We start from the raw sequence: 13,728 nt of genomic DNA, 5'->3' as shown, positions 1-13,728 counted from the left end.
AGAATATTGTTGAGATTTGCTGAATTATATGGAATGTCTCTGTTATTCCAAATAGAGCTCAACCAGTCCTGGAGGAGTAGCGACGTGAACAATCTTTGTTTCGCGGTCAACTTTTCTTATTATTTCATCATTAATAGGGATAAGCAATTGCTTGTCTCCTTTTAAGACTTCAAAAAGGGCTTGTGCCGTACTATCGTTTACGCTTTGAATAATTCCAATATCTCCATGCACCTCATCCATTACAGTAAAACCGATAACCTCATGAAAATAGAATTTGTTACCGGAAAGTGTTGGCAACATATTTAGCGGTAGATATAGTGATGAACCCATTATGCGGTCTGCGTCCGATTCGGTTTTCACTTCTTCAAAGTCAATACGCAGTAAATTGGATTTGTGCAACCGACATCTATCAATAAAAAATGGAACCAGGTTGTTTCCTAAAGAAACAAATACTGATTCCATATTTTCGTAAACTTCAGGATCGTCCGTATCTAATTTAACAAGAACTTCTCCCTTGAAACTATATTTTGAAACGATTTTACCTAGGTAGAAACAATCTTCCTTTCGCATCGTTTCAGATTTTCTTAATTATTCTTCCTCCCCGGTCTTAGCAGGCTTCACTTCTTCATCGCTCTTCTCCATCACTTCTTCAACAGAAGGTGCTTCCTTCATTTCTTCATTGGCCTCAATAACCTCTTCCTCAACTATTGGAGCTACAGGTGTTGTATCAGCATTATCTAAGTCCGGTTGCGGAGTTTCTGGTGTTTCCACGATTGCTTCAGGAGTAGGGGCTTCTTCTAAAGCCTCTACTTCTTCCTCGGCACTTACGCCTTCGGGAGTTTCAGGTAACGCAGCGGCAGCGGCTTCCGCCTCACGTTTTGCATTTACTTCTTTCTCTGCCTCCAGAGCTTTGGCCCTAGCCTCAGCTTTTTCCTTGTCTAGTCCGCCAACTTTAGCAGCTACAGATGCTTCTTTCTCGGCTAGCCAAGCATTGAATTTCTCTTCCACTTGCTCTTCGGTTAGCGCTCCTTTTCGAAGTCCACCCAATAAATGGTGTTTTAACAACACCCCTTTATATGATAAAATGGCTCTGGCCGTATCAGTAGGTTGTGCCCCATTTTGCAACCATTGTACAGAATTATCAATATTTAATTCAATAGTTGCTGGATTGGTATTAGGGTTGTAGATTCCTAATTTCTCCAAAAATTTACCATCTCTTTTTGCGCGTGCATCCGCTGCTACTACCCAATAGAATGGCTTTCCTTTCTTCCCGTGTCTTTGTAATCTAATTTTAACTGGCATATCACATTAATTTGTAGGGTGCCCGACCCTGATTATTAATTCATTTTGCTTTACTTAAAGCGGGTGCAAATATAAATCAATAAATCTGATAGTGCAACGCATTTTAAACTGGATTCTTAATTTCATTTGTTAATTGCCTTAACGTATACTTCCATAAACCGTTAAATCTATGCTAAACCCCCGTAAATACTTGTGTTTCCGAGATATTCTGTTATCTTATATAGTGTTGTTATTGAGAGTCAATAGCACATACGAATTTAAAATGATAAGAGATAAATGAAGTATTCAGAAAAAATTTCAAACAAATTAAACGATTTATTAACACGTACATATGACGCCGAGAAAGGATATAAGTTGGCACAAGAAAAGATAGACAATCCATCCATAAAAAAATTCTTAGGCGATAAAATTCAGCAACGATACAATTTTGGACATGAATTGAAGGATGAAATAACCAAATTTGGAGAATTACCAGAAAAAGGTGGAAGTCTGAAGGGAGACATTCATAGAACATGGATGAATTTAACATCCTCAATATCTAGTGATGATACCGAAAGAATATTGGAAGAAGTTGAACGCGGCGAGAAGGCAAGTCTAGACGAATATAATGAGATATTAAGTGATGAGGATATGATACTCGCGCCATCTACCGAGAGTTTATTGGTAAAGCAAAGAGATGCGATTAAAAAAGCACTGAATGCTGCTAAAAGGTACGAAGAAGCGGTATCCTAATAAGCTAACACAATTACCAAATCAAATAGAAAACGGAGGATTTACCTCCGTTTTTTTATGGTTATTCCCTATCAACGAGTTGATCTTTTCCTTTCACGAGATTTTTTTGATGTTCCTTCACGAGCTCTCTGATTTCTGAAATAATAGCTGGATGTTTATCGGCTATATTAAAATGCTCTCCGGCATCAAAGGCAAGATTGAATAAAAGGGGAGGCTCGTGAACTTCTCGTTCACCAAACGCTCCATATGCTCCTTGGGTAATAAAATGGGCTTTAAAATCTCCAAGACGTGCTGCAAAAAGATTTGTACCTCTATAATAAAGTACACTTTTTCTGGTACTGGGCATTCCATTTAATAGTGTCTCGCTCAAATCAATGCCATCTATAATACGGTCACTCGGAACGGCCACTCCCGCCAGTTGGCTGAATGTCGAAAAAATATCCATAGTACTACCTAAATCCTGAACCACGCCCTTTTGAATAAGACCAGGACCCCAAAATATGGTTGGCTCACGCACACCGCCTTCCCAAGTGGTACCTTTTCCAGCCCGTAATGGTCCAGCACTTCCTCCATTATTTTCAAAGGGCAACCATGGCCCATTGTCAGAAGTAAAAACTATAATCGTATTTTCTTCAAGTCCTTGTTCTCTGAGGGCCGTAATTATTCTACCAACGCCGTTGTCTATTTCCTCTACAACATCACCATAAAGACCACGTTTGCTTTTTCCTAAGAAGTCTTTGGAGGCAAAAAGCGGTATATGTGGTAAGTTATGGGCTAAATATAAAAAGAAGGGGTCCTCATTTATGTTGTTGACAAAATTTACCGCCTCTTCAGAATATCTCTTGGTAATAGTATTTTGATTTGCAGGGCGTTCAATGATTTTAGTATCCCTTAGTAATGGAACATTAAAGTATTCAGTTTTGATGGAGTCATCCGGTTGCCTCCAAAATTCCCAATAATCCATAGTATTATCAACTCTATCCATGTCATTGGAATAGGGTATACCAAAGTAGGAGTCAAAACCGTTGTTGGTAGGTAAAAACTCTTCTTTGTGTCCCAAGTGCCATTTACCAATTGCCGCAGTCGTATACCCTGCTTTTTTTAATTGTTCGGCAAGTGTTATTTCATAACTGGGCAGACCATTTTTTGAGTTGGGGAAAAGCACTCGGGTCTCATTACTTGCCATGCCGCTCCTCACCGGCAACCTACCTGTTAAAAGCGCAGCTCTACTAGGCGTACACACACTTGCCGCAGCATAAAAGTTGGTCCATTTTTGGCCCTCAAAAGCCATTCTGTCCAAATGAGGAGTATTTATGGATGGATTACCAAAAACCCCCAGGTCACCATAGCCTAAATCATCGGCAAAAATAATTATGAAATTGGGTGACTTTCTTTGATTTTCTTGAGCTTTTAACGACGGAAATAGCCCTAAGAGGAGCAGGATTAAAAATTTTATTGATATAAGAGAATATTTTGTAGTCCTCATTTTTTCCATTATTCTGTATAAGGAAAGGTAAGAATTTAAAAAGATTTCAAAATATTATAAAAGCAGGTTGATAACTCATGACAACTCATCTTTTCCAGACAACAGCTTTTGAGTATTTTTATATGTTTAAATCTGTCGAATAAACAATCCGAGGCCCATCCCTCGCAACTTATAACTTTTATGTACCTCATCTTTGATACCGAAACTACCGGACTTCCTAAAAACTGGAACGCTCCCATAACCGATACGGATAACTGGCCGCGCTGTATACAAATTGCGTGGCAATTGCACGATGCCATGGGAAACCTAGTGGAACATCAAGATTATTTGGTACGTCCGGACGGTTTTAATATTCCCTATGATGCAGAACAAATTCATGGCATCTCCACCGCTCTGGCCGAGCAAAAAGGAGTTGCGTTGCATGAAGTTCTAGAGAAGTTCAACGAGGCAATGTCTAAAACCAAATTCATCGTCGGCCAGAATGTTGGTTTTGATTTGAACATTATGGGAGCGGAGTTCCATAGGTTGGGTATCGAAAACCCCTTACAGGAACTCCCCGTTTTGGATACTTGTACCGAGCATACGGCACAGTTATGCCAAATTCCTGGAGGGCGTGGAGGTAAATTTAAACTTCCTACGCTGACAGAATTACACCAATATTTATTTGGGGAGCCGTTTGGAGAAGCCCATAACGCAACAGCGGATGTAGAGGCCACTACCCGCTGTTTTTTAGAATTGGTTCGTAAAAAACAATACACCACGGAACAACTGGATGTTGAACCGGATTATTTCGAAAATTTTTCCGAGGCAAACCCTAAAGAGATTCAACTCATAGGCCTTAAACACATCAACCTTAAAAAAGCATCAAAAAAAATCGCCGATGCGCTTTGGGAAAAGGATACTGGTGGGGTGTCACAGGCAGAAATCAAGGAAAATGTAAAGACTTTAGAGGAAGCCACCTATGTGCATTTGCATAACCATAGTCAGTTCTCCGTATTGCAGTCCACCATTGCCGTAACAGATTTAGTTAAATCAGCGGCAGCCAATAATATGCCGGCCGTGGCCATAACCGATCACGCCAACATGATGGGTGCATTCCATTTTGTAAAGGCGGTAAAGGCTCAAAATAATAGCATTAAGGAAAAGAATGAAGCTGCAATTGAAAAAGGGGAAGAACCAGTAGCTCAAGAAATAAAGCCTATCATCGGTTGTGAATTTTTTGTTTGCGAAGACCATTCCAATAAGAATGTTAAGGACTACGGATATCAAGTTGTACTGTTGGCAAAGAACAAAAAAGGATATCATAATTTGGCAAAGATGTCATCCATTGCCTATACGGATGGCTTCTATTATGTGCCTCGAATCGATAAAAAAATAATACAACGGTATAAGGATGATATCATAGTGCTCACCGGAAATCTATACGGGGAGATTCCCGGCAAGGTTTTGAACGTTGGGGAGAACCAGGCCGAGGAAGCATTGCTTTGGTGGAAAGAAGAATTCGGTGATGATCTGTATATGGAAATCATGCGCCATGGGCAGGAAGATGAAGATCGTGTGAATCAGGTATTGATTAATTTTTCCGAAAAACATAAGGTTAAATTGGTCGCTACGAACAACACTTACTATTGTGCCAAGGAGGATGCGGATGCACATGATATTTTGCTCTGCGTAAAGGATGGGGAAAAGCAGGCTACGCCAATTGGCAGAGGACGTGGCTATAGGTACGGTTTACCCAATCAGGAATATTATTTTAAGTCGCAAGACGAAATGAAGACCTTGTTCAAGGACTTGCCCGAAGCCATTCTGAACATTTCCGAAATTGTAGATAAAATAGAACCTTTTGAACTAGCGCGAGATGTACTGTTACCCAAGTTTGATATTCCGGAAGCTTTCAAAGTTCCAGAAGATGAGGCAGACGGTGGTAAGAGAGGCGAAAATGCATATCTAAGACATATCACCTATGAAGGTGCAAAAAAAAGGTATGCAGAAATTACTCCAGAGATTGAGGAACGAATAGATTTTGAGCTCAAAACGATTGAGAATTCCGGTTACCCGGGATACTTTTTGATTGTTGAGGATTTCATACGTGAGGCTAGGAATATGGATGTAAGCGTAGGTCCGGGACGTGGATCGGCGGCAGGTTCTGTTGTAGCCTACTGCCTTAAGATTACGAACATAGACCCTCTTAAGTACGACCTACTTTTTGAGCGATTTCTAAATCCGGATAGGGTTTCCATGCCGGATATTGATATCGATTTTGATGATGAAGGCCGTGGAAGAGTTATGGACTATGTCATCAAGAAATACGGGGCTAATCAGGTTGCCCAGATTATTACGTACGGTACCATGGCCGCAAAATCATCTATTCGTGATACTGCCCGTGTACTCGATTTGCCCTTGGGAGATGCTGATCGTATAGCGAAGCTGATTCCTACCATGTCCAAACTAGGAAAGATTTTTGGACAGTCCGATGCCGATCTAAGAAAAAAATTCCGTGCGGATGATTACGAAAAAGTAAACCAATTACTCAATATCCATGACGGTGATGATTTAGAAGGTCAGACGCTCAAAATGGCCCGGACCTTAGAGGGCTCGGTTAGGAATACCGGAATCCATGCCTGTGGGGTCATCATCACCCCTAGTGATATCACAGATTTTGTTCCTGTAGCCACGGCCAAGGATTCCGATTTGTATGTTACCCAGTTTGATAACTCCGTTGTGGAGAGTGCCGGCTTATTGAAGATGGATTTCTTGGGATTAAAAACCTTGACCTTGATTAAGGATACGGTCAAAATTGTAAAGGCCAAGCACGGTATTGAATTGGTGCCCGATGATTTTCCGTTGGACGATGAAAAGACCTATGAACTTTTCCAGCGTGGCGATACGGTAGGTATATTTCAGTATGAATCGCCCGGGATGCAGAAACATATGAAGGATTTGAAGCCTTCGGTTTTTGATGACTTAATTGCCATGAACGCACTCTACCGTCCAGGACCCATGGAATACATTCCGGATTTTATCCAACGAAAGAATGGAATGGCAGAAATTAAGTACGACCTGCCCGACATGGAGGAGTACCTTAAGGAGACCTATGGTATCACCGTTTACCAAGAGCAAGTGATGTTGCTTTCCCAAAAACTGGCCGGCTTCTCCAAAGGTGATGCTGACGTTCTCCGAAAAGCGATGGGTAAGAAAATATTTTCCGTACTCCAAAAAATGAAACCCCAATTTTTGGAAGGTGGGGCGGCAAATGGTCACCCAGTAGAAACACTGGAAAAAATCTGGAAGGACTGGGAAGCGTTTGCCGCATATGCGTTTAACAAAAGTCACTCTACTTGCTATGCGTACATTGCCTACCAAACGGCCTACCTAAAGGCGCACTACCCTGCCGAATACATGGCCGCGGTTTTAAGCAATAATATGAACGACATAAAGCAAGTGACCTTTTTTATGGAGGAGTGCAAGCGTATGGGATTAGAGGTATTAGGTCCGGATGTTAATGAATCTTATTACAAGTTTGCCGTAAACAAAGAAGGAGCCGTGCGTTTTGGTATGGGGGCCATAAAAGGAGTTGGCCGCTCCGCTGTGGAGACCATAGTGGAAAACCGAAAAAAAGACGGCCACTATAAGTCGGTTTTTGATTTGGCTAAAAGAATTGATCTAAGGTCCGCCAATAAAAAAGCATTCGAAAATCTGGCCGTAGCGGGAGGTTTTGATTCTTTTGGGACAACACATCGCGCACAATATTTTCACGACGAAGGAGATGGTATCACTTTTCTTGAAAAAGTGATTAAATCCGCCGCAAAATATCAAGACAACAAAAATTCCTCGCAAATGGATATGTTCGGTGGGATGAGCGAAGCTGAAATACCGGAGCCCGTAGTACCACCCTGCGATGAATGGGGAACAATGGAAAAGTTGCGTAGAGAAAAAGAAGTGGTTGGAATATATATTTCTGGACATCCACTGGACGATTTTAAAACGGAAATCAATGCTTTTTGCAATGCGGGCGTCTCCAGTGCAAACGAATTAGAAAACTATATAAATCGAGAGCTTTCGTTCGCAGGGGTAATTACGGACGTGCAGCATCGAGTTTCCAAGAACGGGAAAGGATGGGCAGTCTTCTGCATGGAAGATTATACGGATTCCTTCGAGTTTCGAATTTTTGGAGAAGAGTACTTAAAATTCCGTCATTTTTTAATGATAAACTCTTTTGTCTATCTGAAAGTATATGTTAAGGAAGGTTGGATCAACCGTGAAACCGGTAAGAAAGGTGAGCCTCGAATTCAATATAACAGTTTTATGCTACTTCAGGAAGTCATGGACAGTTATGCTAAAAAACTGACCATTAAACTCAATATCGACGAACTAAAAAAGGAGGGCATTCATCAATTAAAGGATACGCTTGTATCCCATAAGGGAAATCATCCTTTAAACTTTGTAGTGTATGAAATGGAAGAACAAATTAAAGTGAACTTATCCAGCAGAAAACAAAAAGTTCAAATCTCCTGCGAGCTTTTAAAGCAATTGGAGGAGAACCAGGTACACTATAAATTGAATTAACTTAGAATTTGACCATTAGCTCAAAAAACGTTTGAATAGACAAGATTGATACTGATATAGTCAAAACGTCTTTTATAGTGGTAAGGATTGAGCAAATTATTTGACTAACTTTGCGTAACCGATAAAAGTAAAAGAAATGGCATTAGAAATAACAGACGCTACTTTTGATGAGGTAGTATTAAAAAGTGATAAACCTGTAGTAGTAGACTTCTGGGCGGCGTGGTGCGGTCCTTGTAGAATGGTAGGCCCAATAATCGACGAGGTTAGTAAGGATTATGAAGGAAAGGCGGTTGTGGGAAAGGTCGATGTAGATGCAAATCAGGAATTTGCGGCTAAATATGGTGTCCGTAACATTCCAACGGTATTGGTTTTCAAAGGTGGTGAAATTGTAAGCAGACAAGTTGGGGTATCCCCAAAGAAAGTCTATACAGATGCAATTGATGCCGCATTATAAATAAAAGATTTAAGATTTTATTAAAAAGGCCTGACAGTTGTCAGGCCTTTTTTTGTCATATCTTAGACAAATGAACCTACAATCCGAATTAAACAAGGCCTCGCTTTTCCAAAATCTGGAACTTCTGGCGGATCAAGTCGTGGAAGGTTTCATCAGTGGTATCCACAAGAGTCCGTTTCACGGCTTTTCTGCCGAATTCGCGGAACATAAAATTTACAATAATGGCGAAAGCACCAAACATATAGATTGGAAGCTTTTTGCCAAGACCGATAAACTCTATACCAAACGCTACGAAGAAGAAACTAACTTAAGATGCCATATGATCTTGGATAATTCGGCATCCATGTATTATCCACAGGTAAAAGAACAGGGACTTGGAAACCTTAACAAAATTGGATTTTCAGTTCTCGCAATAGCTGCCTTAATGAACGTGCTAAAGAAACAGCGAGATGCCGTGGGCCTTAGTATTTATTCAGATAAGTACAATTATTACTCCCCAGAAAAAGGAAGTGAAAGACATTTTCAAATGCTTTTGGCCGAACTAAGCGAAATTAGTATGGCCGAGCAACCCCCAAAAGAAACGGCCACCTATACCTACTTACACCAAATTGCGGAAAAGATAAAACGCCGTAGTCTTATTTTTTTGTTTACGGATATGTTCCAAACAGAAAAATCGGACGCCGAACTTTTTGAGGCCCTACGCCATTTAAAATACAATAAGCATGAAGTTGTACTCTTTCATTTACTAGATAAGGAGAAAGAACTACACTTCAATTTTGAGAATACCCCAAAAAGGTTCTTGGATGTTGAAACCGGTGAGTACCTAGACCTATATGCCGATAACATCAAAGAGGCCTATGAGCAGGAATTGACTAATTATCTTTCCACTATAAAACTCAAATGCTCCCAATATAGAATCAAATATGTAGCTGTTGACATAAAGGCCGATTTTTCTACCATTTTAAATACCTTTCTGGTAGAACGTCACAAATTTTTATAGCTAGAACTTATTTTTAAATAAAATTGTTTGTGCAATTGAATAAGCAATGTATATTTGCACACGCTAAACGCCACGGTCTGGTAGTTCAGTTGGTTAGAATACCTGCCTGTCACGCAGGGGGTCGCGGGTTCGAGTCCCGTCCAGACCGCAAAAAGCCTTCAACTTTCGTTGAAGGCTTTTTTGTTCGAAAAGGTAACTAACGCACTTGCATCGAAAAAGACCTTTGAACTTGTTCAGATGTGCAATTTAAGAGGTGAATGGTAGGCTTCCGGCACGAAACTTTGTTTCGCTCGCTTCATATACTCTAAAATCTTGTGAAATTTTAGGTGTCATTAAAAGAGACCATGAATAGGACTTCTGTTTGATAAACGTTTAGCTTGTTGGAAATTCGTCCATTTAATTAGGCGTTTTAAGGATTAATAATTTTTTTGTCGTCACAGTTTTAGGGTAATTTTCGTAATATTTTTTCCTATTTATAACTTCGTTGTTTTACTTGGATATCCTTAAAAAGTAATTTTTCCTTATGTAGTTTCGCCTCGCCGGGTTTGCCCACAAACTCCCAAGCTGCTACATAATTGTAGTTGATATCATCGCGAAGTGCCTCTCCGTCGTCAGTCTTGAATTCCAGTCTGTAATGCGCGCCACAAGATTCCTCTCGGTTAAGCGCGTCCTTTGCATATAGTTCGCCCAATTCCAGAAAATCCGCTAATCGGCAGGCCTTAGCCAATTCCGTATTAAGTTCATTGGCAGTGCCCGGAACGATTACTTGTTGCCAAAATTCATCTCGTACAGCGGCTATTTCCAGCATTGCAGTCTCCAAGCCTTTCCTATATCTGTTTATGCCACAATGTTGCCACATAATGACCCCAAGCTTTTTATGAAAGTAATCAACAGACTTGGAACCCTTAATGCTGAGCAGTCTGTCTATACGTGCTGTCACATTACCCTCTGCGGCTATGAATTCATCCGAAGTAATCGGAATGGTTCCTGTACCTATATCGTTGGAGAGGTAGTGCCCAATAGTGTAAGGCAGTATGAAGTAACCATCTGCGAGACCCTGCATCAGCGCCGATGCACCAAGTCGATTAGCCCCATGGTCAGAAAAATTGGCCTCCCCGATGGCATAAAGACCAGAAACCGTGGTCATTAAATTATAGTCCACCCAAAGACCCCCCATGGTATAGTGCGTGGTAGGATATATCATCATAGGCACTTCATAAGGGTCCAGGTCGGTGATTTTTTTATACATTTGAAATAAATTACCATACTTTGTCTTAAGTACTTCTTTACCTAATTCTAAAATTAGGGTGTTATTATTTTCGTCCAGTCCTTTTTTAAGCACCTCTTCCCTACCAAACCGTTGAATGGCGAAAGCAAAATCTAAAAAGACGGCTTGGCCGGTCACATTTACCCCATAACCTGAATCACAGCGTTCCTTGGCCGCCCGGGAAGCGACATCTCTAGGTACAAGATTGCCAAATGCAGGATATTGCCGTTCCAGGTAATAGTCCCTATCCGCATCAGGTATATCCTCTGCTTTTTTTCGACCTTCACGAATTTCTTTTGCATCCTCTAGACTTTTTGGCACCCATATACGGCCATCGTTTCGCAAAGATTCCGACATCAATGTTAATTTCGATTGGTTAGGCCCACCCACAGGAATGGCGGTAGGATGAATTTGATTAAAGCAGGGGTTCGCCAAAAAGGCGCCACGCTTATGGGCTTTCCAAGCAGCCGATGCATTACATCCCATGGCATAGGTAGAAAGATAAAACAGATTGCCATAGCCGCCAGAAGCAATAACAACGGCGTGTGACGAATGACTATCTATTGCCCCAGTTACCAAATTTCTAGTGACGATGCCACGGGCCTTCCCATCTATAATAACCACGTCCATCATTTCGTGCCGAGTGTACATCTTAATCTTGCCCTTACCAATTTGCCGATTCATTGCCGAATATACCCCTAACAATAGTTGCTGACCCGTTTGTCCTTTGGCGTAGAATGTACGGGATACCTGTACCCCACCAAAAGAACGATTATCTAGAAGTCCCCCATATTCACGGGCAAAAGGAACGCCTTGGGCTACGCACTGATCAATAATACTTGAGGACACTTCTGCAAGGCGATATACATTCGCCTCTCTGGAGCGATAGTCTCCACCTTTTATGGTATCATAAAATAGGCGATAGACCGAGTCCCCGTCACCTTGATAATTTTTGGCCGCATTGACACCGCCTTGGGCGGCAACCGAATGGGCACGCCGCGCGGAATCCTGAAAGCAGAAGGATTTGACATTGTAACCCAATTCCGCTAATGTAGCAGCGGCCGACCCTCCTGCCAGTCCAGTACCCACCACAATAATATCCAAAGAACGTTTATTGGCGGGACTTATCAAGTTCATCTTACTTTTATAAGTTGTCCATTTATCCGATAAGGGTCCTTTTGGTATTTTGGCATCCAACACTGTCATGTAAATTGATTTTAAAAATGTTCATTTAATACGTGATGTGTATCGATCAACGGTCCACCATTCACGATATCTTCCGATGCTTGGTTGATAAATTTATCAAAATTCAGATGAAAGGAATGTGCCAGTTGAATCGATTTGCTGACATAAGCCCCCTTTTGCAACCAGGTGTTCATGGGATCAAGTATTTCCGTAGGAACGCCTTGGCAGTATTTAGGCATATACAGACCAAAAATTGGATGTTGCTCATAGTCTACTTTTTCGAGTTCACCTTTTAGTATAGAAGAAATCATTTTCCGTGTATGTTTCAATTTAATCCGTGAACCTACGCCGTAGGGGCCACCGCTCCACCCTGTATTGATTAGCCATACGTTTACTCCGGCCTCGGTCATCTTTTTACTTAACATCTCTGCATACACAGTGGGGTGTAAGGGCATAAAAGGTTCTCCAAAACAGGCCGAAAACGATGGTACCGGTTCGGTAATACCGGCCTCAGTACCCGCTACTTTAGCCGTGTAACCTGAAATGAAATGATAAGCCGCCTGTCCAGGGGTCAGTTTTGATACCGGAGGTAAAACGCCAAAAGCATCACAGGTAAGGAAAAAAATGTTTGTAGGATTCTTTGCGTAGGAGGGCACCTGAATGTTATCAATGTGTTCAATCGGATAACTTACACGGGTATTCTGCGTAATACTGCTATCTGTATAATCTATTTCATTAGTACCTTTTTTAAAGACGATATTTTCCAAAAGAGCTCCTGGTCTAATCGCCCTAAAAATATCCGGTTCTTTATCCTCGGTGAGATCAATGACCTTTGCGTAACAGCCTCCTTCAAAATTAAAGATCGTATTATCGGCAGTCCAGCCATGTTCGTCATCGCCGATGAGTTTTCGTTCTGGGTCAGCAGAAAGTGTGGTTTTTCCCGTACCAGAAAGCCCGAAAAAGATTGCAGTATCCCCTTTCTCTCCAACATTTGCTGAACAGTGCATGGGCAACACATTTTTTTCTGTGGGAAGAATAAGGTTCAAGGCTGAGAAAATACCCTTTTTCATTTCTCCAGTATAGGCCGAACCTCCCACTAAAGCTATTTTCTTTGTGAAATTTAAAATGGAAAAATTACCACTTCGAATTCCAAAATCTTGCGGATTTTTTGCAACATATCCCGGTGTGCATAGTACCAACCATTCCTCCTCAAAATTTTCAAGTTCCTCTTCGTTCAACCGAAGAAACATATTTTTGATAAAATAATTCGACCAAGGGTACTCGGTAATAGTGCGTACATTCATGCGGTATTTAGGAGCTGCACATACGTAAGCATCCCTAACATAAATCTCCTTTCCCGATAAGTAGTTTGTAATTTCGGTGTGGAGAAGGTCAAAATTTTCAGAACTTAGGGGTTTATTAACCCTTCCCCACCAGACTTTGTCCTTGGTATAATCATCTTTGACCAAAAATCGGTCTTGGGGTGATCTACCGGTAAATTTTCCCGTATTTACGCAAAGCGTACCGTTTTCGGTTTCAGTTCCCATTCCACATTCAACCGTAATTTTTTGAAGCATTTCGGCATCCAAATTGTAATTGGCGTTCGCATTTTTTAATCCATATTTTTCCAAATCAATATTTTCCGATATGTTTTCCATACTTATTAATTTTAGTTAAAGATTCATTTTGTATTTCGCAACGATGGAATTGAAGGCTTCTTTTAGTTCATCCGTATT

At 41.0% G+C, this 13,728-nt stretch carries 9 protein-coding genes and 1 tRNA gene; 5 read left to right on the top strand and 5 right to left on the bottom strand.

The annotated features are described in order from the left end of the window. Positions 1–42: 42 nt before the first annotated feature. Both rimM and N8A89_RS10095 read right to left on the bottom strand, forming a co-directional pair. On the bottom strand, positions 43–570 hold the full coding sequence (gene rimM / locus N8A89_RS10100) for a ribosome maturation factor RimM (RefSeq protein ID WP_281542157.1): 528 nt from the start codon (positions 568–570) through the stop codon (positions 43–45). An 18-nt stretch (positions 571–588) separates the two neighbouring features. After that, the gene (locus N8A89_RS10095) at positions 589–1,302 is read right to left on the bottom strand and encodes a 30S ribosomal protein S16 (RefSeq protein ID WP_281542156.1); all 714 of its coding nucleotides are present in this window, start codon (positions 1,300–1,302) and stop codon (positions 589–591) included. 276 nt (positions 1,303–1,578) lie between these two features. Here N8A89_RS10095 and N8A89_RS10090 point away from each other — a divergent pair, with 276 nt between their 5' ends. Continuing rightward, positions 1,579–2,034, top strand: coding sequence for a ferritin-like domain-containing protein (locus tag N8A89_RS10090; RefSeq protein WP_281542155.1), 456 nt, complete (start codon positions 1,579–1,581; stop codon positions 2,032–2,034). Between the two features lie 61 nt (positions 2,035–2,095). Here the strand turns inward: N8A89_RS10090 and N8A89_RS10085 are convergent, their stop codons facing one another. Beyond that, a complete protein-coding gene (locus N8A89_RS10085; RefSeq protein WP_281542154.1) occupies positions 2,096–3,520 on the bottom strand; it encodes a sulfatase family protein in 1,425 nt (474 codons plus the stop codon). Between the two features lie 180 nt (positions 3,521–3,700). Between N8A89_RS10085 and dnaE the strand changes: the two genes are divergently transcribed. The 4 genes from dnaE (at position 3,701) to N8A89_RS10065 (ending at position 9,688) form a co-directional block, all read left to right on the top strand. Continuing rightward, a complete protein-coding gene (gene dnaE, locus N8A89_RS10080) occupies positions 3,701–8,086 on the top strand; it encodes a DNA polymerase III subunit alpha (protein WP_289644263.1) in 4,386 nt (1,461 codons plus the stop codon). A gap of 136 nt (positions 8,087–8,222) precedes the next feature. Beyond that, complete coding sequence (trxA, locus tag N8A89_RS10075) at positions 8,223–8,540, top strand: thioredoxin (RefSeq protein WP_281542153.1); 318 nt, start codon at positions 8,223–8,225, stop codon at positions 8,538–8,540. Between the two features lie 70 nt (positions 8,541–8,610). Further along, complete coding sequence (locus N8A89_RS10070; RefSeq protein WP_281542152.1) at positions 8,611–9,540, top strand: DUF58 domain-containing protein; 930 nt, start codon at positions 8,611–8,613, stop codon at positions 9,538–9,540. 74 nt (positions 9,541–9,614) lie between these two features. After that, a tRNA-Asp gene (locus N8A89_RS10065) sits at positions 9,615–9,688 on the top strand. 321 nt (positions 9,689–10,009) lie between these two features. Here the strand turns inward: N8A89_RS10065 and N8A89_RS10060 are convergent. Both N8A89_RS10060 and pckA read right to left on the bottom strand, forming a co-directional pair. Further along, a complete protein-coding gene (locus tag N8A89_RS10060; RefSeq protein WP_281542151.1) occupies positions 10,010–12,013 on the bottom strand; it encodes a fumarate reductase/succinate dehydrogenase flavoprotein subunit in 2,004 nt (667 codons plus the stop codon). An 11-nt stretch (positions 12,014–12,024) separates the two neighbouring features. Next, the gene (gene pckA / locus N8A89_RS10055; RefSeq protein ID WP_281542150.1) at positions 12,025–13,650 is read right to left on the bottom strand and encodes a phosphoenolpyruvate carboxykinase (ATP); all 1,626 of its coding nucleotides are present in this window, start codon (positions 13,648–13,650) and stop codon (positions 12,025–12,027) included. Between the last annotated feature and the right edge of the window lie 78 nt (positions 13,651–13,728).

This window comes from Maribacter aestuarii, from assembly GCF_027474845.2.
GTDB classification, from domain to species: domain Bacteria; phylum Bacteroidota; class Bacteroidia; order Flavobacteriales; family Flavobacteriaceae; genus Maribacter; species Maribacter aestuarii.
Note: the sequence above shows the minus strand (reverse complement) of the source record. Positions and strands in the feature narration are given on the sequence as shown.

What these genes read in the sequence shown, in the direction of transcription:
- rimM (WP_281542157.1), bottom strand. Translation starts at nt 570, where the DNA reads ATGCGAAAGGAAGATTGTTTCTACCTAGGTAAAATCGTTTCAAAATAT.
- dnaE (WP_289644263.1), top strand. Translation starts at nt 3,701, where the DNA reads ATGTACCTCATCTTTGATACCGAAACTACCGGACTTCCTAAAAACTGG.
- N8A89_RS10095 (WP_281542156.1), bottom strand. Translation starts at nt 1,302, where the DNA reads ATGCCAGTTAAAATTAGATTACAAAGACACGGGAAGAAAGGAAAGCCA.
- N8A89_RS10070 (WP_281542152.1), top strand. Translation starts at nt 8,611, where the DNA reads ATGAACCTACAATCCGAATTAAACAAGGCCTCGCTTTTCCAAAATCTG.
- pckA (WP_281542150.1), bottom strand. Translation starts at nt 13,650, where the DNA reads ATGGAAAACATATCGGAAAATATTGATTTGGAAAAATATGGATTAAAA.
- N8A89_RS10090 (WP_281542155.1), top strand. Translation starts at nt 1,579, where the DNA reads ATGAAGTATTCAGAAAAAATTTCAAACAAATTAAACGATTTATTAACA.
- trxA (WP_281542153.1), top strand. Translation starts at nt 8,223, where the DNA reads ATGGCATTAGAAATAACAGACGCTACTTTTGATGAGGTAGTATTAAAA.
- N8A89_RS10085 (WP_281542154.1), bottom strand. Translation starts at nt 3,520, where the DNA reads ATGAGGACTACAAAATATTCTCTTATATCAATAAAATTTTTAATCCTG.
- N8A89_RS10060 (WP_281542151.1), bottom strand. Translation starts at nt 12,013, where the DNA reads ATGACAGTGTTGGATGCCAAAATACCAAAAGGACCCTTATCGGATAAA.